General features: G+C 65.6%; 18 protein-coding genes. 14 read left to right on the top strand and 4 right to left on the bottom strand.

What is annotated here, in order from left to right; translation table 11 throughout:
• Nucleotides 1-8 precede the first annotated feature (8 nt).
• The 6 genes from BRSPCE3_RS02265 to BRSPCE3_RS02240 all read left to right on the top strand — a co-directional run bounded on the left by BRSPCE3_RS02265 (nt 9) and on the right by BRSPCE3_RS02240 (nt 6,009).
• Nucleotides 9-848, top strand: a complete 840-nt coding sequence (locus BRSPCE3_RS02265) for an SDR family NAD(P)-dependent oxidoreductase (RefSeq protein ID WP_309296287.1) — start codon at nt 9-11, stop codon at nt 846-848.
• 143 nt (nt 849-991) lie between these two features.
• The gene (rpiA, locus tag BRSPCE3_RS02260; RefSeq protein WP_244063980.1) at nt 992-1,684 is read left to right on the top strand and encodes a ribose-5-phosphate isomerase RpiA; all 693 of its coding nucleotides are present in this window, start codon (nt 992-994) and stop codon (nt 1,682-1,684) included.
• Between the two features lie 23 nt (nt 1,685-1,707).
• Nucleotides 1,708-2,244, top strand: a complete 537-nt coding sequence (locus BRSPCE3_RS02255; protein ID WP_244063978.1) for a DUF2059 domain-containing protein — start codon at nt 1,708-1,710, stop codon at nt 2,242-2,244.
• Nucleotides 2,245-2,312: 68 nt separating this feature from the next.
• Nucleotides 2,313-3,698 (top strand): glutathione-disulfide reductase, encoded by a 1,386-nt coding sequence (gene gor, locus BRSPCE3_RS02250; RefSeq protein WP_244063976.1) that lies wholly within the window; start codon nt 2,313-2,315, stop codon nt 3,696-3,698.
• A 223-nt stretch (nt 3,699-3,921) separates the two neighbouring features.
• Entirely contained in the window at nt 3,922-5,376 is a 1,455-nt protein-coding gene (locus BRSPCE3_RS02245) for an amino acid permease (protein WP_244063974.1), read from the top strand.
• Between the two features lie 444 nt (nt 5,377-5,820).
• Nucleotides 5,821-6,009, top strand: a complete 189-nt coding sequence (locus BRSPCE3_RS02240) for a DUF2934 domain-containing protein (protein WP_244063972.1) — start codon at nt 5,821-5,823, stop codon at nt 6,007-6,009.
• Nucleotides 6,010-6,261: 252 nt separating this feature from the next.
• Here BRSPCE3_RS02240 and BRSPCE3_RS02235 read toward each other — a convergent pair whose 3' ends face one another.
• Nucleotides 6,262-6,459, bottom strand: a complete 198-nt coding sequence (locus BRSPCE3_RS02235; RefSeq protein ID WP_244063970.1) for a hypothetical protein — start codon at nt 6,457-6,459, stop codon at nt 6,262-6,264.
• A gap of 35 nt (nt 6,460-6,494) precedes the next feature.
• On the opposite strand from BRSPCE3_RS02235, the gene BRSPCE3_RS02230 reads away from it, so the two are divergent.
• Nucleotides 6,495-6,848, top strand: a complete 354-nt coding sequence (locus BRSPCE3_RS02230) for a cupin domain-containing protein (RefSeq protein WP_244063968.1) — start codon at nt 6,495-6,497, stop codon at nt 6,846-6,848.
• A gap of 934 nt (nt 6,849-7,782) precedes the next feature.
• Here BRSPCE3_RS02230 and BRSPCE3_RS02225 read toward each other — a convergent pair.
• Entirely contained in the window at nt 7,783-8,709 is a 927-nt protein-coding gene (locus tag BRSPCE3_RS02225) for an alpha/beta fold hydrolase (protein ID WP_244063966.1), read from the bottom strand.
• Between the two features lie 152 nt (nt 8,710-8,861).
• On the opposite strand from BRSPCE3_RS02225, the gene BRSPCE3_RS02220 reads away from it, so the two are divergent.
• From BRSPCE3_RS02220 to BRSPCE3_RS02205, 4 genes are all read left to right on the top strand, one after another.
• Nucleotides 8,862-10,250, top strand: a complete 1,389-nt coding sequence (locus BRSPCE3_RS02220; protein ID WP_244063965.1) for a class II 3-deoxy-7-phosphoheptulonate synthase — start codon at nt 8,862-8,864, stop codon at nt 10,248-10,250.
• Between the two features lie 44 nt (nt 10,251-10,294).
• On the top strand, nt 10,295-10,654 hold the full coding sequence (locus tag BRSPCE3_RS02215) for a diacylglycerol kinase (RefSeq protein WP_244063963.1): 360 nt from the start codon (nt 10,295-10,297) through the stop codon (nt 10,652-10,654).
• Nucleotides 10,651-11,796, top strand: a complete 1,146-nt coding sequence (locus BRSPCE3_RS02210; RefSeq protein WP_244063961.1) for an FAD-binding oxidoreductase — start codon at nt 10,651-10,653, stop codon at nt 11,794-11,796. The genes BRSPCE3_RS02215 and BRSPCE3_RS02210 overlap by 4 nt, the downstream gene beginning before the upstream one ends.
• Before the next feature lie 90 nt (nt 11,797-11,886).
• Entirely contained in the window at nt 11,887-13,638 is a 1,752-nt protein-coding gene (locus tag BRSPCE3_RS02205; RefSeq protein WP_244063959.1) for an NAD+ synthase, read from the top strand.
• A gap of 3 nt (nt 13,639-13,641) precedes the next feature.
• Here the strand turns inward: BRSPCE3_RS02205 and BRSPCE3_RS02200 are convergent, their stop codons facing one another.
• Complete coding sequence (locus tag BRSPCE3_RS02200) at nt 13,642-14,802, bottom strand: DUF2865 domain-containing protein (protein ID WP_375709851.1); 1,161 nt, start codon at nt 14,800-14,802, stop codon at nt 13,642-13,644.
• A 157-nt stretch (nt 14,803-14,959) separates the two neighbouring features.
• Nucleotides 14,960-15,283: a hypothetical protein gene (locus BRSPCE3_RS02195; RefSeq protein ID WP_244063957.1), complete on the bottom strand. Its 324-nt coding sequence runs from the start codon at nt 15,281-15,283 to the stop codon at nt 14,960-14,962.
• A 292-nt stretch (nt 15,284-15,575) separates the two neighbouring features.
• Here BRSPCE3_RS02195 and cysS point away from each other — a divergent pair, with 292 nt between their 5' ends.
• Genes cysS through cimA form a run of 3 tightly spaced genes read left to right on the top strand, consistent with a single transcriptional unit; the run spans nt 15,576 to nt 19,074 of the window.
• Entirely contained in the window at nt 15,576-16,976 is a 1,401-nt protein-coding gene (gene cysS, locus BRSPCE3_RS02190; RefSeq protein WP_244063955.1) for a cysteine--tRNA ligase, read from the top strand.
• The gene (locus BRSPCE3_RS02185) at nt 16,973-17,479 is read left to right on the top strand and encodes a GNAT family N-acetyltransferase (protein WP_244063953.1); all 507 of its coding nucleotides are present in this window, start codon (nt 16,973-16,975) and stop codon (nt 17,477-17,479) included. The genes cysS and BRSPCE3_RS02185 overlap by 4 nt, the downstream gene beginning before the upstream one ends.
• Nucleotides 17,476-19,074 (top strand): citramalate synthase, encoded by a 1,599-nt coding sequence (gene cimA, locus BRSPCE3_RS02180; RefSeq protein ID WP_244063950.1) that lies wholly within the window; start codon nt 17,476-17,478, stop codon nt 19,072-19,074. Before BRSPCE3_RS02185 ends, cimA begins: the two co-directional genes overlap by 4 nt.

Genomic DNA, 19,074 nt, shown 5'->3' with positions numbered 1-19,074 from the left:
AAAGGGAGGTGAGGGTGCGGGAACTTGTCGGAAAAGCCGCTTTTGTCACCGGTGCGGCCAGTGGAATTGGCCTCGCCATGGCAACCGCGTTCGTGCGCGAGGGCATGAAGGTGATGCTCGCCGATATCGAAGCCGGTGCGCTGGACCAGGCCATCGACGCGCTGCGCGCCGATGGCACAGACGTTCATGGCGTGGTCTGCGATGTCGCCGATCCCGCAAGCGTCGACCGCGCGGCGGAGGCCGCATTCCGCGCCTTCGGCAAGGTCCACGTCCTCTGCAACAATGCCGGGGTCGCGGCCGGCGGCGGCATCGATCAGATCTCGATCGAGAATTGGCGCTGGGTGATCGACGTCAATCTGATGGGCGTCGTGCACGGCATCAAGAGCTTCCTGCCGCATATCCGCGGGCACGGCGAGGGCGGACATATCGTCAACACCGCCTCGATGGGCGGAATGAATGCCGGTCTCGGCTTCAGTCCCTACTCGGCGAGCAAGTTCGCGGTGGTTAGCGTGTCGGAGGGGCTGGCCTGGCAACTCGCGCCTGACGGCATCGGGGTCAGCGTGCTGTGTCCGAGCTATGTGCGGACACGGATCGGCGAGAGCGGGCGCAACCGCCCCGAACGGTATGGGCCGACCCGCGCGCTCGCGCCCGGCAGCGCGGCGTCCGCGATGGTTGCGGAGATCGCGCGGCAGCTCGATGCCGGGCTCGATCCGGCCGCGGTTGCGGCGCGGGTCGTGGCCGCGATCCGCGAGCAGCGGCTCTATGTTTTCACCCATCCGGGGATGCGGGCCGAGGTTGAGGACCGTTTTGCGGCGATTTTGACCGCAATCGACGCCTTTCAGGCATGACAACCGCCCCGGAGCGGGTTTCCGAATAGGCGCTGGACAGGTCCGGATGGCGCTATTCCTGCCCGTGAATCGAGGCTAGATATGCGCCCGCCGGGCCGCCCGATGGCGCGCCCGTAACGGACAAGGGGCTATCGGCCGTGGACATGGACGCACTGAAACGCCAGGCGGCGGCGCGCGCGCTCGAAGAGGTGCGCGACGGCATGAAGCTTGGGCTCGGCACCGGGTCGACCGCCAAGCATTTCGTCGAGCTGCTCGGCGAGAAGGTCCGCGCGGGCATGAAGGTGATCGGCGTGCCGACCTCGGAGGCGACCCGCGCGGATGCGATCCGCTGCGGCGTTCCATTGACCACGCTCGACGAGATCGACCACCTCGATCTCACCATCGATGGCGCCGACGAGATCGATCCGGCGCTCAATCTGATCAAGGGCGGCGGCGGCGCGCTGCTGCGCGAGAAGATCGTGGCGGCCGCCAGTGATCGCATGATCGTGATCGCCGACGACAGCAAATGGGTCGACGTGCTCGGCCGCTTTCCGCTGCCGGTCGAGGTGATCCCGTTCGGGCTCGCCGCGACCCAGGCTGCGATGGCACGGGCGTTCGCGCAGGCCGGCGTATCCGGCGAAATGATCATCCGTCAGGGCAAGGACGGTCACGCTTTTGTCACCGATGGCGGCCACTGGATCGTCGATGCGCATCTCGGCCGGATCGGCGATCCGCCGCGTCTGGCCGGTTTGCTCAGCTCCATACCGGGCGTTGTTGAACACGGCCTGTTCATCGGGCTTGGCAGCGTCGCCGTTCTGGCCGGCGCGCAGGGAATTCGGGTTGTTGAACGGCCATGAGGCCGCAAGCAAGGAGACTTGGAATGAAGCGTTTTTCGGGACTTTTGTCGGCGGCGGTCCTGGCGGCTGGCCTCGCGCTCGCGACCGCACCGGCGATGGCGCAGCAGCCGCAGCTGCCCCCCATGCCCAAGGTCAAGCAGTCGACCCCCGCGGCGATCGCGGCCGCCAAGGAAATCCTGGCGATGAAGAACGTGGCGGTCATGTACAACGGCGCCGTTCCCGGCATCATCGAGAAGACCAAGACCGGTCTCTTGCAGCAGTACCTGAACTACCAGAAGGATCTCGACGAGGTCGCGGTGGTCGTCGCCAAGCAGTTCGGCGGCAGCGAGAAGGAGATCGGCGACGGCATGGCCCAGATCTACGCCGCCGAATTCACCGAGCAGGAGCTGAAGGACCTCGTGACGTTCTACAAGACGCCGCTCGGCCAGAAGCTTTTGACCGCCGAGCCCACGGCAATCAACGGATCGCTGCAATATATGCAGCAGTGGGCGCAGCAGTTTGGCGTGATCGTCGCCGGTCAGTTCAAGACCGAGATGAAGAAGCGCGGCAAGGATATCTGAAAACGATATCTATATGCGTGTGACCTCGCCCCGCTTGCGGGGCGAGGAGAAGAAACAGAGGTACTGCCATGGCCGAGTTTGACGTCGACCTGTTTGTCATCGGTGGTGGTTCGGGCGGCGTCCGTGCCGCCCGCATCGCCGCCAACTATGGCGCCAAGGTCATGGTCGCCGAAGAGTACCGGATGGGCGGCACCTGCGTGATCCGCGGCTGCGTGCCGAAGAAGCTGTTCGTGATCGGCAGCCATGTCCACCAGGAGATCGAGGATGCCGCCGGCTTCGGCTGGAGCATCGGCCAGGTCTCGTTCGACTGGGCGACGCTCGTCGCCAACAAGGACAAGGAGATCGCCCGGCTCGAGCGCGCCTACACCACCAATGTCGAGAAATCAGGCGCCACGATCGTCAAGACCCGCGCGGTGCTGGAGGACGCCCACACGCTCCGCCTCGCCACCGGCGAGAAGGTGACGGCGAAATACATCCTGATCGCGACCGGCGGCGCGCCCAATCACGGGCCGGCCGTGCCCGGCATCGAGCACGTGATCTCCTCCAACGAGGCGTTTCACCTCAAGGAGCTGCCGAAGCGGATCGTGATCCAGGGAGGCGGCTACATCGCGCTGGAATTCGCCGGCATCTTCGCCGGCTACGGCTCCGACGTCACCGTGGTCTATCGCGGCGACAACATCCTGCGCGGCTTCGACGAGGACGTACGCAAACATGTCCGCACCGAAATGGAGAAGCACGGCATCACCATCATCACCGGCTGCACGGTGGCGAAGGTCGACAAGCACGGCCATGATTTCACCGCGCATCTGTCTGGCGGGTCGAGCATCGCCGCCGACCAGGTGATGTTCGCGATCGGCCGGCATCCCAACGTCGCCAATCTCGGACTGGAGACCGCCGGCGTCGCGATCAATCCCGCCAATGGCGGCATCCAGGTCGACGGCTGGTCAAAGACTTCGGTCGACAACATCTACGCGGTCGGCGACGTCACCCATCGCACCAACCTGACCCCGGTCGCGATCCGCGAGGGCCATGCCTTCGCCGACACCGTGTTCGGCAAGCGCCCGGTGCAGGTCGACCACGCCACGATTCCGACCGCGGTATTCTCGCAGCCGGAGGTCGGCACCGTCGGTCTGACGGAGGAAGAGGCGCGGGCGCAGTACAGCCACGTCGACATCTACAAGACCGATTTCCGTCCGATCAAGGCGACGATGTCCGGGCGCGACACCCGCGTGCTGATGAAGCTCGTGGTCGACGCGTCGAGCGATCGCGTGCTCGGCTGCCATATCGTCGGCGACTGCGCCGCCGAGATCACCCAGGCGGTCGCGATCGCGGTGAAAATGAAGGCGACCAAGGCCGATTTCGACGCCACCGTCGCGCTGCATCCGACCGCGTCCGAAGAGCTGGTGACGATGCGGACACCGACCGCGCGCCACGTCCGCCAGGCCGCGGAGTAGGGCCGGCCGACGCGCCGCGACGATACGGCGCGTCGATCGAGAAACGTCTGGACACATTTGGCCGGAGCGCCGCCCGCAACGGGCCAGCGCGACCGCTGTCTTGCCTGCACCGGCAGGCCGCTTGCCCTGTTGATATCCGGGGACAATCGTTCCGATACGCGGAACCCGGTGCGCTCGTTCTGATTGTTAGGCTGTATCGGCCACACCAGAAGGAGATGTCGTCATGTCTGAACTGGGTTTGATGACGCGCAAGTCGGTCGCCGCCATCATCGCGGAAGCGGGGGAGCACACGCTGGGCAAGACGCTCGGCGCGCTCAGCATCACCGCGCTCGGGATCGGCTGCATCATCGGTGCGGGCATCTTCGTGCTGACCGGCACCGCCGCGGCGCACTATGCCGGCCCGGCCATCATGCTCTCCTTCATCGTCGGCGGCATCGCCTGTGCCTTCGTCGGCCTGTGCTACGCCGAGCTCGCGGCGCTGCTGCCGGTCTCCGGAAGCACCTACACCTATACTTACGCGACCCTGGGCGAGCTGTTCGCCTGGATCATCGGCTGGGACCTGATCCTCGAATATGCGATGGGCGCCTCCACCGTCGCGGTCGGCTGGTCTGGCTACATCGCCTCGCTGCTGCGCAACTTCGGCATCAATATCCCGCCGCAATATGCCGCGGCGCCCTGGACCGAGGCCAAGCTCGCGGACGGCTCGACGGTTGCCGGTATCGTCAATCTGCCGGCGGCGCTCATCGTGCTGCTGCTCACCGCGATGCTGATCGGCGGCACCAAGGAATCGGCCCGACTCAACAACATCATGGTCGGCATCAAGCTTTGCGTCGTGCTCGCCTTCATCCTGTTCGGCGTTGGATACGTAACACCAGCGAACTGGCATCCCTTCATTCCCGACAACACCGGCACGTTCGGTCAATTCGGCTGGACCGGCGTGATGCGCGGCGCCTCGGTGGTGTTCTTCGCCTTCATCGGCTTCGACGCGGTGTCGACCGCGGCGCAGGAAGCCAAGCACCCGCAGACCGACATGCCGATCGGCATCCTCGGCTCGCTGTTGATCTGCACGATCCTGTATGTTGCGGTCGCCGGCGTGCTGACCGGCCTGGTGCCTTACACCGAGCTCGGCGTCGCCGATCCGATCGCCAGGGGGGTCGACGTCATCGGCCAGACCTGGTTCTCGGTGCTGATCAAGATCGGCGCGCTGTCCGGCCTCACCACGGTGATCCTGGTGCTGCTGTACGGCCAGAGCCGCATCTTCTTCCAGATCGCCAAGGACGGCCTGCTGCCGAAACTGTTCTCCGACGTGCATCCTTCGCTCGGCACGCCCTGGAAGAGCCAGCTCCTGATCGGCATCATCGTGGCTATCGTCGCGGCGCTGACCCCGATCGATATCCTCGGCGAGATGGTTTCGATCGGCACGCTGTTCGCCTTCGTGCTGGTCTGCGGCGCGGTGATCTATCTGCGCAAGAGCGATGCGGAAATCGCACGCCCGTTCCGCACCCCCGGCGTGCCTGTCGTCCCGGTGCTCGGCATCGCCTTCTCGGTGCTGCTGATGGTGTTCCTGCCGTGGGAGACCTGGCTGCGTCTCGTCGTGTGGCTGGCGATCGGCCTGGTGCTCTATTTCGCCTATGGCCGGCGTCACTCGGTCCTGCTCAACGGTGCGCCGCCGCGCTAGAGCATGATCCGGAAAAGTGCGAAGCGGTTTTCCGAAAAGATCATGCTCAAACAACAAGCGCGATGACGATTCAACCCAATCTCATCGCGCTTTGGCATGCGATGGCGACGATCGGCCCTGCCTGACAGTCCAACGCCGCCCGCTTAAAATACCTGCGGACGGCGCTGTCTCTAGCCCCAGGAAGGTCGTGGCAAAATCCTGATATTCTTAGGTCTGCGGAAGCGCGCAAAGGTTTCATACCTCTGAAGGGGTAGGTGCTTCTGCAGGATCGGCGCACCGCCGGGCGGCCGCCGTCGATACCGGGCATTAGGGCACCGTTGCTGACTTGGATATCCACTGGGGACTGTTCCTCAGGGCTGCCCATCTCGCGCGCGTTGGAACCTTGCGCTATGCTGGCAGTTCCACTCTCAAACAGTTTGATGTCTCAAATTGAGGGAGCCGCCGATGAGAGGTCCAACCGAGCAGGAGATCCGGACCCGCGCCTACGAATTGTGGAAGGACGCCGGCGAACCGCCCGGCCAGATGGATCAGCTCTGGTACAAGGCCGAACGAGAGCTGTTGGAGCGCAAGGCCGCCAATGGCGAGTCGCATTGCGACATCAACGGCCATCACAAGGCGGCGACGTATCAGTAGGGCGCCGATCGAGATTGATGCAATCAACGGCATGCGAACGCCGCGTCCCGAGGGCGCGGCGTTCGCGTCTGTATTGTCACCAAAGCTTTGAGATCGCCTTGAAACTTGCGACGTGCAACCGGCCGCGCTTCGGAACATCTCACTCCTGCGGACATTGACATCCGTGTTCCGAACGACGGAGGAGAAGAAAATGATCCGACCGATTGCAGTTGCCCTTTCAGTTCTCATCGCCTCGACGTCTCTCGCTCTGGCTCAAGCCAGCTCGAGTTCGAGCGGCAGTGCGAGCTCGAGCGCGAGCTCAAGCATGAGTTCGAGCGCTTCCGGCAGCGCCCAGGGCTCGTCCGCCACGACGGGACAGGGGCAGGGCCAGAAGCCGCCGAGCACGACGGGCAAATGATCAGGGAGGCCGCCCACGTAGCGGCCTCTTTCATTTGTGGCTTTCGGCGCCATCTATCGATGTCAGGCTCGCAGGCCCGGAGGCATCCATGAGCGATGCGATCGATCTTTCGCAAAAACTGTCGACATTCAGCGATCACTGGTCGCCGCGCACCGTGGCGCAATTCAACGCCTGCGACATCATGGTCGTGAAGGTTCACGGTGAGTTCGTCTGGCACAAGCACGACGACACCGACGACTTCTTCCTGGTGCTGAAAGGCGTGCTCGACATCGAGCTGCGCGACCGCACCGTCACGCTGCATCCCGGCCAGCTGTACATCGTGCCGAAGGGCGTCGAGCACCGGCCGGTCGCGCGGGAAGAGGTGCATCTGCTGCTGATCGAGCCGACGGGAACGCCGAACACCGGCGATGCGGCGACGGCGGCGCCGCGGAAGGTGGTGTGAGACTGGCAGGATGGGTGGAGCGAAGCGATACCCATCATTTCGACGGCGGATACGGGTGATGGGTTTCGCTTCGCTCTACCCGTCCTACGGCTCTGCGCCGTACGCGGCGACCAACCGCAAGACCTAGGCGCGACGATTATTTCGTTTTTTCGGAATTTTCTCTTGACGCGCTACCCAACTCAGATGTTCAATTGGCCCGTCTCACCCGATTGAGGGGCGCTTCGCGATCGTCACGAGTGTTGCGGTGAGATGCGGTGGACGCCGGACATGCGAGAGACGACATGCATGCGAGGCGGACGGCGAAATCGTGTGGTCCTGACGCCCTCACGGCAGGTGTCCTCGTGCAAGACGCGTTGCGTCATGCGCGGGCGGTGACAAGCAAGCCCAGTCTCACCGGGGAGAGCACGTATAAGCCGTAACCCATCGCGCAGGGAAAGCCGGGATGTTTCCGGTTACACCTGTGGTCCGACCTCCGGTGCTTTTTATTTGCACCGGACCCATGGGTGCGATCGGCACCCGGCTTTCCCTGCGCCCTCTGTTTCGAGAGAGCGCGAAACCAAGAGCAAAGCTCGGACAAATCGTGTCGCGAGAATGCGGAGCTGTATCCCATCCTCAACTGTCATCGCCCGGCTCGACCGGGCGATCCAGTATTCCAGAGACAGTCGTTGTTGAGCCGAGAAGCCGCGGCGTACTGGATCGCCCGGTCAAGCCGGGCGATGACACCGAGATGAGGTGATGACACCGGAGATGGAGCGCAATGACGGCGCGTTGGATCGCGCGAGAACCGTCCGCATCGTCGTCCTGGCGAAAGCCAGGACCCATTACCCCAAATCTCAGTCGTCGCGCGGCGCCGCGGCTGCGGTCCCGTTCACAAGCAAATTCGGTGGTTATGGGTCCTGGCTTTCGCCAGGACGACGGCGGTGAGAGTTCGATGCTATCCCTCCGCCTCCAGCCATTCCGCGGCGCCGCGCCACAGCGTGTCGCGGTGGTCGCTGCGGAAGAAGCCGAAATGGCCGATCTTGCTGACGCCGGCGTCCGCAGGGCGGATCGAGATGATCTCCGGGCTGATCGCGGTGAAGGCGGAGCACAGCAGTTCGATCGCGGGCCGCGTCGCCCAGGTGTCGTCGGTTACGCTGAAGGCGCGGAGCCTGCCCTTGAAGTTTGGAAAATTCTCGCGCGCGGCAAGTGTCGTGTCGTCGAGCAGATAGCGCTCGCGCATCACCCAGCCGCGCCATTGCTCGAACACGCCGCGCGGCAGGTCCATGCCGAGGCCGGCCCAACCTGGCACATAGCCGAGCGTGCGCGCCAGCGGCAGGCCGATGCCGTTCATGAAGGCGACGACGCGGTAGCGCTCGGGCGAAGCCATCAATTTCCAATAGGCGGCCTGCGAGGCGATCAGCAGCGCGCGCGGGATCTCGGCGTTGTTGGCGAGCAGGCCGAGCGCCTGGCCGCCGAAGGAGTGGCCGACATAGGCGAAGGGCAGGCCGCGGTAGCGCTCGCGCATCCAGCTCACGGCGGCGGTGGTGTCGAGCGCGGCCCAGTCGGCCATCGTGGCCTTGAAGCCGGCGAGCGATTTCGGCTTGTTGAGGCCGACCGCCGCCATCGGCCGGCTGTCGCCGGTGCCGCGGTAGTCGTAGGTCAACACCGCCGCGCCACGGCGGGCGAGGTAGCCGGCAAAGCCGCGATAGACCTTGCGGGGCACGGCGGTCGCCGAATTGATCAGGATGGCGTGGCGCTTCCTGCCGCGCGGCAGGAACAGCGTCGCGGCGAGCGGATAGCCGTCCGCGGCCGGCACGACGATGTCGTCGCTAAAAACGTCGTCCAGCGCGGCCTCGGCCACGGCGATTTCCCTGGCATTCATGCTATGCTCTACCAAATGCGAATTCGGATTTCCCTGCAAGGGGTTGACCAAACAGCGGGAATCCTTCTAGCGGGAGCGCGGCGCCCTGTGTATAAGCCGGGCTTTCGCTATGCCCGCGATTAAGTCGCGGTTTTTGCTCAGGAGTTGACCTCATGTCCGAGCGGTGGACACCCGATAGCTGGCGCGCCAAGAAGGTGCTGCAGGTGCCCGATTATCCCGATGCCAAGGCATTGGCCGATGTCGAGGCCCAGCTCGCGACCTTTCCACCGCTGGTGTTCGCGGGCGAGGCGCGCAGCCTGAAGAAGGCGCTGGGGCGGGTCGCCGACGGCGAGGCGTTCCTGCTGCAGGGCGGCGACTGCGCCGAGAGCTTCGCCGAGCACGGCGCCAACAACATCCGCGACTTCTTCCGCGTCCTGCTGCAGATGGCCGTGGTCATGACCTATGCCGGCGCGCTGCCGGTGGTGAAGGTCGGCCGCATCGCCGGGCAATTCGCCAAGCCGCGCTCGTCGCCGACCGAGAAGCAGGGCGACGTCGAGCTGCCGAGCTATCGCGGCGACATCGTCAACGACATCGCCTTCACGCCGGAAGCGCGGATTCCCGATCCGCAGCGCCAGCTGATGGCCTATCGCCAATCCGCCGCGACGCTGAACCTGCTGCGCGCCTTCGCCACCGGCGGCTTCGCCAATCTCGGCAGCGTGCATCAGTGGATGCTCGGCTTCCTGAAGGATTCGCCGCAGTCCCGCCGCTACAAGGAGCTGGCCGACCGGATCTCGGATGCGCTGAACTTCATGCGCGCCTGCGGCCTCGATCTCGAAAGCCATCCGGAGCTGCGCGCCACCGATTTCTACACCAGCCATGAGGCGCTGCTGCTCGGCTACGAGCAGGCGATGACGCGGGTCGATTCGACGACCGGCGACTGGTACGCGACCTCCGGCCACATGATCTGGATCGGCGACCGCACCCGTCAGCTCGATCACGGCCATGTCGAATATTTCCGCGGCATCAAGAACCCGATCGGCCTGAAATGCGGCCCGTCGCTGAAGCCGGACGAATTGCTGAAGCTGATCGACGTGCTCAGCCCCGACAACGAGCCGGGCCGCCTGACCCTGATCAACCGCTTCGGCGCCGACAAGGTCGGCGATCATCTGCCGGGCCTGATCCGCGCGGTGCAGCGGGAAGGGCGCAAAGTGGTGTGGTCGTGCGATCCGATGCACGGCAACACCATCACCTCGACGTCAGGCTACAAGACGCGGCCGTTCGACCGCGTGCTGGCGGAGGTGAAGTCGTTCTTCCAGATCCATGCCGCCGAAGGCACGCATGCCGGCGGCGTGCATCTGGAGATGACCGGGCAGGACGTCACCGAATGCATCGGCGGCGCGCGCGCCATCACCGATGAGGATCTCAACGACCGCTACCATACGGTCTGCGATCCCCGTCTCAATGCCGAACAGTCGATCGACATGGCCTTTCTGATCGCCGAGCTGTTGAAGCAGGAGCGCGCGGGCAAGGTCAAACCGATGCCGGCCGCTGCGGGATTGTGAGTTGGGGCAGGTGACTTTGGGGCAAGCGACTTGAGGGCAGTGACTTGCTGAGGTTCTGGCGAGCCACCATCAACTCGCGCAACGGGCTGGCGTTCGCCATTCGCTCGGAGCAGGCGATTCGCGAGGAGGTCGTGGCGCTGGTGCTGTCGCTGCCGCTGGCCTGGCTGGTCGGCGCCACGGTGATGCGCCGGGTCGAGCTGGTCGCGACCGTGGTGCTGGTGCTGGTGATCGAGCTGCTCAACACTGCGATCGAGAAGCTCGCCGACCGCCTGACCATGGATCACGATCCGCAGATCGGACGGGTCAAGGACATGGGCTCGGCCGCCGTCGGCGTCGCACTCGTGATGGCCGGGCTGTTCTGGCTGTTCGCGCTCGCCGAGCGGATGGGCGCCTTTTCACCATGAATGCCAGCGGGCCGATCAGGCTTGCGGTGGTCGGACGCGGCCTGATCGGGTCGGCGGCCGCGCGCCATTTGAGCAAGATGGGCCATGACGTCGCGCTGATCGGGCCCGATGAGCCGGCCGACTTTGCGCGCCATGACGGCGTGTTCGGCAGCCACTATGACGAGGGGCGCATCACGCGGAGCTACGATCCGCAAGCCTTCTGGCGACAGATGAACCGCGCGGCGATTGCGCGCTACGGCGAGATCACGGCGGAAAGCGGTGTCGAATTCTACCGCGAAGCCGGTGCGCTCCACGTCGGTGACCGCGAGACCACCGATGTCGCCTCGGTCGGCACAGTCTGCGCCGCGGACGGGATCAATTGTGAGGCCTATCAGGACGCGGGGCTCGCGGAGCGGTTTCCGTTCCTGAAATCGACATCGGGAATGCTCGGCTATTTCGAGCCGCGCAATGCCGGATACATCTCTCCGCGCCGCCTGGTGCGGGCGCAGACCATCGCGGCGGAGCGCGCCGGGGCCCGGATCATCGGCGAGCCGGCGCTCGGGATTTCCGAGAGCGGCTCCGGTGTGACGATCCGGACCCGATCGGGCAGCGTCGAGGCCGATCGCGTGCTGGTTGCGGCAGGCGGGCACACCCAATCGCTGCTCGGCCGATCCCTTGGATTCACGGTCTATGGCCGTACCGTGGCGCTGTTTCGGCTCGGCGCGGCGGAAGTGCAGCGCCTTGCCGGCATGCCGTCGATGCGCTGTCTCGGGCCCAAGGGCGACAATCCCTATATCCTGCCGCCGGTCCCGTATCCGGACGGCCAGAGCTGGTTGAAGCTCGGCGGTGATCCCACAGATCTCCGGCTCGAGAGCGAGGCTGACATCAAGGACTGGTTCCGGTCGGGCGGATCGGTTGCCGTGGCCGATCGGCTGCAAACCCAGATCCTCGACCGCATTCGCGACCTCGCATTCGAGCAACGCCGCGTCGTGCCCTGCATGACCACCTTCGGCGACACCGGCTTGCCCTCGATCGGACCGTTGTCCGAACGGGTCACGGTCGCATTCGGCTGCTATGGCAAGAGCGCGAAATGTTCGGACGAACTCGGCCGGTTGGGCGGCATGGCGCTGCTCGGCGAGGCGAGGGCGGAGCTCGCGCCCTGACCGGCGCCTGTCATCCCGGTGCGATTTCTGCAATCGCACCATGACCGGACGACCATTGAAGTTTGCCCTTGTGCGGGACAACATAAAGATATGAGCGAACAACAGATCAAGATCACCCTGGCGCAACTCAATCCGACGGTCGGTGACGTCACCGGCAACGCCGCGAAAGCGCGCGCTGCGCGCGAGAAGGCCAAGGCCGACGGCGCCGACTTGGTGGTGCTGTCGGAACTGTTCATCGCCGGCTATCCGCCGGAGGATCTGGTGCTCAAGCCGGCGTTCCAGTCGGCCTGCCGCGCCGCGATCGAGGAACTGGCGCGCGAGACCAGCGATGGCGGCCCGGCTGTTCTGATCGGGACGCCCTGGGTGGAGGACGGCAAGCTCTATAACGCCTGCGCGCTGCTCGACGGCGGGCGCATCGCCGCGCTGCGCTTCAAGGCCAATCTGCCGAATTACGGCGTGTTCGACGAGAAGCGGCTGTTCGCACGCGGCCCGGCCTCAGGTCCGGTGACGGTGCGCGGCGTGCGCATCGGCGTGCCGATCTGCGAGGACATCTGGCTCGAAGAATCCGAGGAATACGAGAACGTCGTCGAGTGTCTGGCCGAGACCGGCGCCGAGATCCTGATCGTGCCGAACGGCTCGCCCTATGCCCGCGACAAGGCCGATCTCCGGCTGTCGATCGTGGTGGCGCGCGTCACCGAGAGCGGGCTGCCGCTGGTCTATCTCAACGAGGTCGGCGGCCAGGACGAGCTGATCTTCGACGGTGCCTCGTTCGCGCTCAATGCCGATCTCTCGGTCGCGGCGCAGCTGCCGGCGTTCGAGGAGAACATCACGACGCTCGTCTGGCGCAAGACGCCGGACGGCTGGCGCTGCAACGGCCCGATCGCGCCGCAGCTCGAGGGCGACAAGGCCGATTACGCCGCCTGCGTGCTCGGCCTGCGCGATTACGTCCGCAAGACCGGTTTTCCCGGCGTGTTGCTCGGTGTCTCCGGCGGCATCGATTCGGCGCTGTGCGCGGCCATCGCAGTCGATGCGCTCGGCGCCGACAAGGTGCGCGGCGTGATGCTGCCGTTCCGCTACACCGCGCAGGTGTCGCTCGACGATGCCGCCAAGCTCGCCGCCGCGCTCGGCATTCGTTACGAAATCCTGCCGATCGCCGACGCTGTCAACGGGTTCGAGAAGATCCTGGCGCCGGTGTTCGCGGGCATGGAGCGCGACATCACCGAGGAGAATTTGCAGGCGCGCGCCCGCGGCACGCTGTTGATGGCGATCTCCAACAAGACCGGCGCCATGGTGGTGACCACGGGCAACAAGTCGGAGATGTCGGTCGGCTACGCCACGCTGTACGGCGACATGAACGGCGGCTTCAACCCGATCAAGGACATCTACAAGACCGAGGTGTTCCGCCTGTCGAGCCTGCGCAATGAATGGAAGCCGGATGGCGCGCTCGGGCCGTCGGGCGAGGTGATCCCGGTCAACATCATCATCCGGCCGCCGACCGCGGAATTGCGCGAGAACCAGACCGACCAGGATTCGCTGCCGCCCTACGAGGTGCTGGACGCGATCCTGGAGCGGCTGGTCGAGCGCGAGGAGCCGCTTGCGACCATCATCGAAGCCGGCTTCGACCGCGATGTCGTGACCCGCGTCGATCGCCTGCTCAACGTCGCCGAGTACAAGCGGCGGCAGGCTGCGCCGGGCGTGAAGGTGACGCGGAAGAATTTCGGCCGCGACCGCCGCTATCCCATCACCAACCGCTTCCGTGATTTCGGCAAGGCGTTGCCGGAGCCCGACGAGACGCTGGTGACGCGCACCTCGCGCGCGTCGGCGGAAGCGTTCGAGGGCTGAGCCTTACTGCTTCTTCGGGATGAAGGTCGGGCCGACCGTGCGGATCTGGCCGTCGCTCGACGGCGCGGCCGGCGCGGTGGCGTCGGCGGCCGCAGGTTGCTGCGGCTGAGCTGCCGCTGCGGGCGCACCCTTCTTGCCGGCAGCGGCCTTGGTCTGGGCGCGCTGCTGCATCTTCCGCGCGCTCTCCTCGGTGACGATGATGTCGCCCTGCTGCGCGGCGGAGGCCTGGTCGTCGACCGCCTTCAGCGCCTCGGCCCAGCTCTGGCCCGCCGCCTTGCAGGAGCAGGACGGGTTGAACTCGGTGCGGTACTTGAAGGCGTTCGGCAGCGACGAGTAGGACTGGCCGCTGATCGAGACCGCCTGGTTGATGTCTTCGCCGGGATTCCGATAGGTGAACAGGCTGGCCTCCGCGGCCGGGCACTGCGCCTTGCAGACCTGCTCGTCGGCGGCGAAGCGCGCCTGGCTGGTCGCGAACGAGATCGGGAAGTAGGCGCCGTCGCAGGTGCGGACGCAGACGGTGCGGAAGGTACCGGACTGCGCGCCATATTGCGCGTCGGGCGGGGGCAGCGGATTGTTGGGATTGCCGCCACCGCCGCCGCCGAACAGGTTCTCGAGGAAGTTGCCAGGGCCGCGCGCGGCGGCTGCGGCGTATTGCGGGCCGCAATTGTTCTGCGCCAGCGCGGTCAGCACCGAGCGGCGCTGGTTCTCGCGGTCGGCGCCGCCGAGCCCGCCGGTGCGCAGCCGCTCGAGATTGCCGGTCATCTGGTCGAGATTGGCGCGCATCTGCTGGATCTGGTTGTTGACCGGACCGCACTGCGCCGAGTTGTTATTAAAGAGCGACAAGAACCCTGAGCTGTCGCAGCCCATCCGCCGCGCCTGAGCGGTGACCCGATCGAGCTCGCCCTGCTGCCTCGTCGCCGCATCCTGATAGCGGCGGATCTGCTCGTCCTTGGCCGGGTCGCCGCCGCCCCGATCGATCGCCGCCAGCTGGCCCTCGAGCCGGCCGCACATCGGATTGGCCTGCGGATTGGGCTGCGGCGCGCCTTGCGGAGCCGGGCCAGGCGGGCCCGGTGGCACCTGCGCCACGGCGGGCAGGGCTATTCCGCCCAGCAGAGCGCAAGTCAGGAACCAGCGGGAGAAGCGAGAATGGGAGCTATTGGGCATATCCGGCCATTAGAACGACGCCGCGCGGCGATCAACGCCAAGGCGCGCGGCCAGGGTCACCCGCAAGGGTCGCCTGCAATAGCCGTTTCTCGGGGCAGCGTCACGTCGTTTCCGGGGCGCCGGTGTGGCAATAACCCCGGTTATCCAGCGGCTTGGCCTAGCGCTGGCAGGTGATGGCGACGTATTCGCCGCAAGCGTGGCCGCTGCATGTCTCGTTCGCAGCGTGCGGAACCGCGCCGGTGATCTCGTCGGGATCGACGCGGCGGTAATTGGTGGCCTGCGCAAAATCCCGTGACTGGCAGTAGGCCCGGGCGGCGGAGGCGCCGCAGCGGTCGCCGCGGGCCAGGCACTGGTCGATGCCGTAGCCGTCGGCCTGGTTGGCGACGATGAAGACGCGGCTGTCGGCCAGCGCGGCAGAGGGGGCAAGCAAGGACGGGACAACGAAAAGCGTGCAGGCAATCAATGCTGAAATGGGCCGCATGGTGCACCGGTGAAATGGCGGGGAATCCGCTGGCCCTCCCGTACGCCCAAATCGTTAATAATGATTAACCATGAGGGCGTTGCCGTGATTTCGGTGCGAAGTGGGTTGCAAAACGCCTGAAAACAGCCCCTTGACGCGATAAAGGGGCCGTGAGACAGGAGGAACCATGAACGGCCACCTCGCCATCTGCAGCATTTGCCGCGAGATTATGAGCTAGCGATTCGCTGGCTGAGGCCGTCTTTTCTCAACACCTGAGAGCATTGGACCGCCCGGCCGCAAGGGAACGGTTTCCATGGATTTGCGCCTCTACGATACGCTGACCCGGGAGAAGCGGCCGTTCGTGCCGCTCGATCCCAACAACGTCGGCATGTATGCCTGCGGACCGACGGTCTATGACTTCGCCCATATCGGCAACGGCCGCGCAGCGATCGTTTTCGACGTGCTGTTCCGCGTGCTGCGCCATCGCTATGGCGCCGACCACGTGAAGTACGTTCGCAACATCACCGACGTCGACGACAAGATCAACGTCCGCGCCGCGCGGGACTATCCCGGCATGCCGTTGAACGAGGCGATCCGCAAGGTCACCGAACTGACCTATCAGCAGTATCAGGACGACGTCTCGGCGCTGGGCTGCTTAGCCCCGACCGTACAGCCGCGTGCGACCGAGCACATCCCGGAGATGCGTGCGATCATCGAGAGACTGGTCGCCGGCGGCTTTGCCTATGTCGCCGAGGATCACGTGCTGTTCTCGCCGCAGGCGATGAATGCGGCCAATTCGGTGCTGCCGCGCTACGGCGCGCTGTCGAAGCGCTCGCTCGACGAGATGATCGCGGGCGCCCGCGTCGATGTCGCGCCCTACAAGCGCGACAACACCGACTTCGTGCTGTGGAAGCCGTCGAAGCCGGGCGAGCCGTCATGGCCTTCGCCATCAGGCATTGCGGTCGAGGGGCGGCCCGGCTGGCACATCGAGTGCTCGGCGATGGCCTGGAAGCATCTCGGCGAGAAGTTCGACATCCATGGCGGCGGCATCGACCTGGTGTTTCCGCACCATGAGAACGAGCTCGCGCAGACCTGCTGCGCGTTCCACACCGACCGCATGGCCAATGTCTGGATGCACAACGGCTTCCTGCAGATCGAAAGCGAGAAGATGTCGAAGTCGCTCGGCAACTTCTTCACGATCCGCGATCTCCTGGCCGATTGGCCGGGTGAGGTGCTGCGGCTCAGCATGCTGCGGACGCATTACCGTTCGCCGCTCGACTGGACGCTGAAGAGTGCGGAGGAGGCCGCAAGGACGCTTGACGACTGGTATGCGGTTGCGGCCGATGCCGAGCCCGGTGCGCCGTCGCAGGCCGTGGTCGAGGCCCTCTACGACGACCTCAACACGGCACAGGCGATGGCGGTGCTGCATGGCCTGCGCAGCGCTGCGTCGAGCAGCGAGCAGAGCCGCACGGAGTTCGCCGGTTCGCTGCGGCTGCTCGGCTTCCTGTCGGAGAGTGCGGCCGCTTGGGAGGCGCGCAAGCAGCAGGCGAGCGGCGTCGATGCCGGTGCGGTCGAGGCGCTGCTTGCCGAGCGCACCGCGGCGCGGGCGCGGAAGGACTTCAAGGAGTCCGACCGGATCCGCGATCAGCTCGCCGCGATGGGCGTGGTGATCAAGGACTCCAAGGAAGGCACCACCTGGGAGGTCGCGCGATGAGCCGTTCCGCACCCGCCTTGCGCCCGTATCTGCCCGATGATGCAGCACTGCTGGCGGCGATCTTCGCGGCCTCGATCATGGACCTGACCGGCGACGATTACAGCGAGGCACAGCAGGAAGCCTGGGCGATGGCCGCCGCCGACGAGGCGGCGTTCGGCAAGAAGCTCGCCGGCCAGCTGACACTGATCGCGACCTTGCAGGGCGCGCCGGTCGGGTTCGCCTCGCTGAAGGGCGCCGATCACATCGATATGCTCTATGTGCATCCGAGCGCGGTCGGGCAGGGGGTCGGCAGCGCGCTGTGCGACGCGCTGGAGAAGATCGCGAGTGCCCGCGGCACCAAGACCCTGAAGGTCGATGCCAGCGACACCGCGCTCGAATTCTTCCGCAAGCGCGGCTACGTCGCGCAGCAGCGCAATACAGTCACCATCGGCGACGAATGGCTCGCCAACACCACGATGCAGAAGACGCTCGACGGCGTTGCCACCCCCGGGGGCCACGCATGAGCCGCGAGCGCCTTTATCTGTTCGACACCACGCTGCGCGACGGCGCGCAGACCAATGGCGTCGACTTCACGCTGCAGGACAAGCAGGTGATCGCGGGCATGCTCGACGCGCTCGGCATCGACTATGTCGAGGGCGGCTATCCCGGCGCCAATCCGACCGACACCGAGTTCTTCAGCAGGAAGCCCGCATTCGACCACGCGCGCTTCACCGCCTTCGGCATGACGCGGCGGCCCGGCCGCTCGGCCTCGAACGATCCCGGGCTCGCCGGCATCCTCGAGGCCAAGGCGGACGCGATCTGCTTCGTCGCCAAATCCTCCGCCTACCAGGTCCGCGTTGCGCTGGAGACCACCAACGAGGAGAACCTCGCCTCGATCCGCGACAGCGTCGCGGCCGCCAAGGCGCTCGGCCGCGAGGTGATGGTCGACTGCGAGCATTTCTTCGACGGCTACAAGGAGAACCGCGATTACGCGCTCGCCTGCGCCAAAGCCGCCTATGAGGCCGGCGCGCGCTGGGTGGTGCTGTGCGACACCAATGGCGGCAGCATGCCGCACGAGATCGAGACCATCGTCGCCGATGTGATCAAGCACGTGCCCGGTGTCCATCTCGGCATTCATGCCCATAACGACACCGAGCAGGCGGTGGCCAATTCGCTCGCCGCGGTGCGCGCCGGCGCGCGGCAGATCCAGGGCACGCTCAACGGCCTCGGCGAGCGCTGTGGCAACGCCAATCTCTGCTCGCTGATTCCGACCCTGAAGCTGAAGCGGGAATTTGCCGATAAGTTCGAGATCGGCGTCACCACCGAGAAGATGACGACATTGATGAAGGTGTCGCGCACGCTCGACGACATGCTGAACCGCGCGCCCAACCGCCATGCCGCCTATGTCGGCGAGAGCGCGTTCGTCACCAAGACCGGCATCCATGCCTCCGCGGTCATGAAGGATCCGCAGACCTATGAGCACGTGCTGCCGGATGCCGTCGGCAACCACCGCAAGGTGCTGGTGTCGGATCAGGCCGGCCGTTCCAACGTGATGGCCGAGCTCGACCGCGCCGGCATCGCCTATGACAAGAGCGATCCGCGGCTGACGCGGCTGGTCGAGGAACTGAAGGAACGCGAGGCCGCGGGCTTCGCCTATGAATCCGCCAACGCCTCATTCGACCTGCTGGCGCGCCGCACGCTCGGCAAGGTGCCGGAATATTTCAAGGTCGAGCAGTTCGACGTCAATGTCGAGCAGCGCTACAACGCCAACGGCCAGCGGGTCACGGTGGCGCTCGCGGTGGTGAAGGTCGATGTCGACGGCGAGCGGCTGATCTCGGCCGCCGAAGGCAACGGTCCGGTCAATGCGCTCGACGTGGCGCTGCGCAAGGACCTCGGCAAGTACCAGAAATACATCGACGGCCTGAAGCTGATCGACTACCGCGTGCGTATCCTCAATGGCGGCACCGAGGCGGTCACGCGCGTTCTGATCGAAAGCGAGGACGAGACCGGCGAGAGCTGGACCACGGTCGGCGTCTCGCCCAACATCATCGACGCCTCGTTCCAGGCGCTGATGGATTCGGTGTTTTACAAGCTGGTGAAGTCGGGCGCACAAGCGTGA

Source organism: Bradyrhizobium sp. Ce-3, assembly GCF_022835695.1.
GTDB lineage: Bacteria > Pseudomonadota > Alphaproteobacteria > Rhizobiales > Xanthobacteraceae > Bradyrhizobium.
The sequence above is the reverse complement of the archived record's forward strand: the minus strand, read 5'-3'. Positions and strand labels throughout refer to the sequence as shown.

Coding starts and splice junctions, on each gene's coding strand:
- rpiA (WP_244063980.1), top strand. CDS start 992: ATGGACGCACTGAAACGCCAGGCGGCGGCGCGCGCGCTCGAAGAGGTG.
- BRSPCE3_RS02255 (WP_244063978.1), top strand. CDS start 1,708: ATGAAGCGTTTTTCGGGACTTTTGTCGGCGGCGGTCCTGGCGGCTGGC.
- gor (WP_244063976.1), top strand. CDS start 2,313: ATGGCCGAGTTTGACGTCGACCTGTTTGTCATCGGTGGTGGTTCGGGC.
- BRSPCE3_RS02245 (WP_244063974.1), top strand. CDS start 3,922: ATGTCTGAACTGGGTTTGATGACGCGCAAGTCGGTCGCCGCCATCATC.
- BRSPCE3_RS02240 (WP_244063972.1), top strand. CDS start 5,821: ATGAGAGGTCCAACCGAGCAGGAGATCCGGACCCGCGCCTACGAATTG.
- BRSPCE3_RS02235 (WP_244063970.1), bottom strand. CDS start 6,459: ATGGCGCCGAAAGCCACAAATGAAAGAGGCCGCTACGTGGGCGGCCTC.
- BRSPCE3_RS02230 (WP_244063968.1), top strand. CDS start 6,495: ATGAGCGATGCGATCGATCTTTCGCAAAAACTGTCGACATTCAGCGAT.
- BRSPCE3_RS02225 (WP_244063966.1), bottom strand. CDS start 8,709: ATGAATGCCAGGGAAATCGCCGTGGCCGAGGCCGCGCTGGACGACGTT.
- BRSPCE3_RS02220 (WP_244063965.1), top strand. CDS start 8,862: ATGTCCGAGCGGTGGACACCCGATAGCTGGCGCGCCAAGAAGGTGCTG.
- BRSPCE3_RS02210 (WP_244063961.1), top strand. CDS start 10,651: ATGAATGCCAGCGGGCCGATCAGGCTTGCGGTGGTCGGACGCGGCCTG.
- BRSPCE3_RS02205 (WP_244063959.1), top strand. CDS start 11,887: ATGAGCGAACAACAGATCAAGATCACCCTGGCGCAACTCAATCCGACG.
- BRSPCE3_RS02200 (WP_375709851.1), bottom strand. CDS start 14,802: ATGCCCAATAGCTCCCATTCTCGCTTCTCCCGCTGGTTCCTGACTTGC.
- BRSPCE3_RS02195 (WP_244063957.1), bottom strand. CDS start 15,283: ATGCGGCCCATTTCAGCATTGATTGCCTGCACGCTTTTCGTTGTCCCG.
- cysS (WP_244063955.1), top strand. CDS start 15,576: ATGGATTTGCGCCTCTACGATACGCTGACCCGGGAGAAGCGGCCGTTC.
- BRSPCE3_RS02185 (WP_244063953.1), top strand. CDS start 16,973: ATGAGCCGTTCCGCACCCGCCTTGCGCCCGTATCTGCCCGATGATGCA.
- cimA (WP_244063950.1), top strand. CDS start 17,476: ATGAGCCGCGAGCGCCTTTATCTGTTCGACACCACGCTGCGCGACGGC.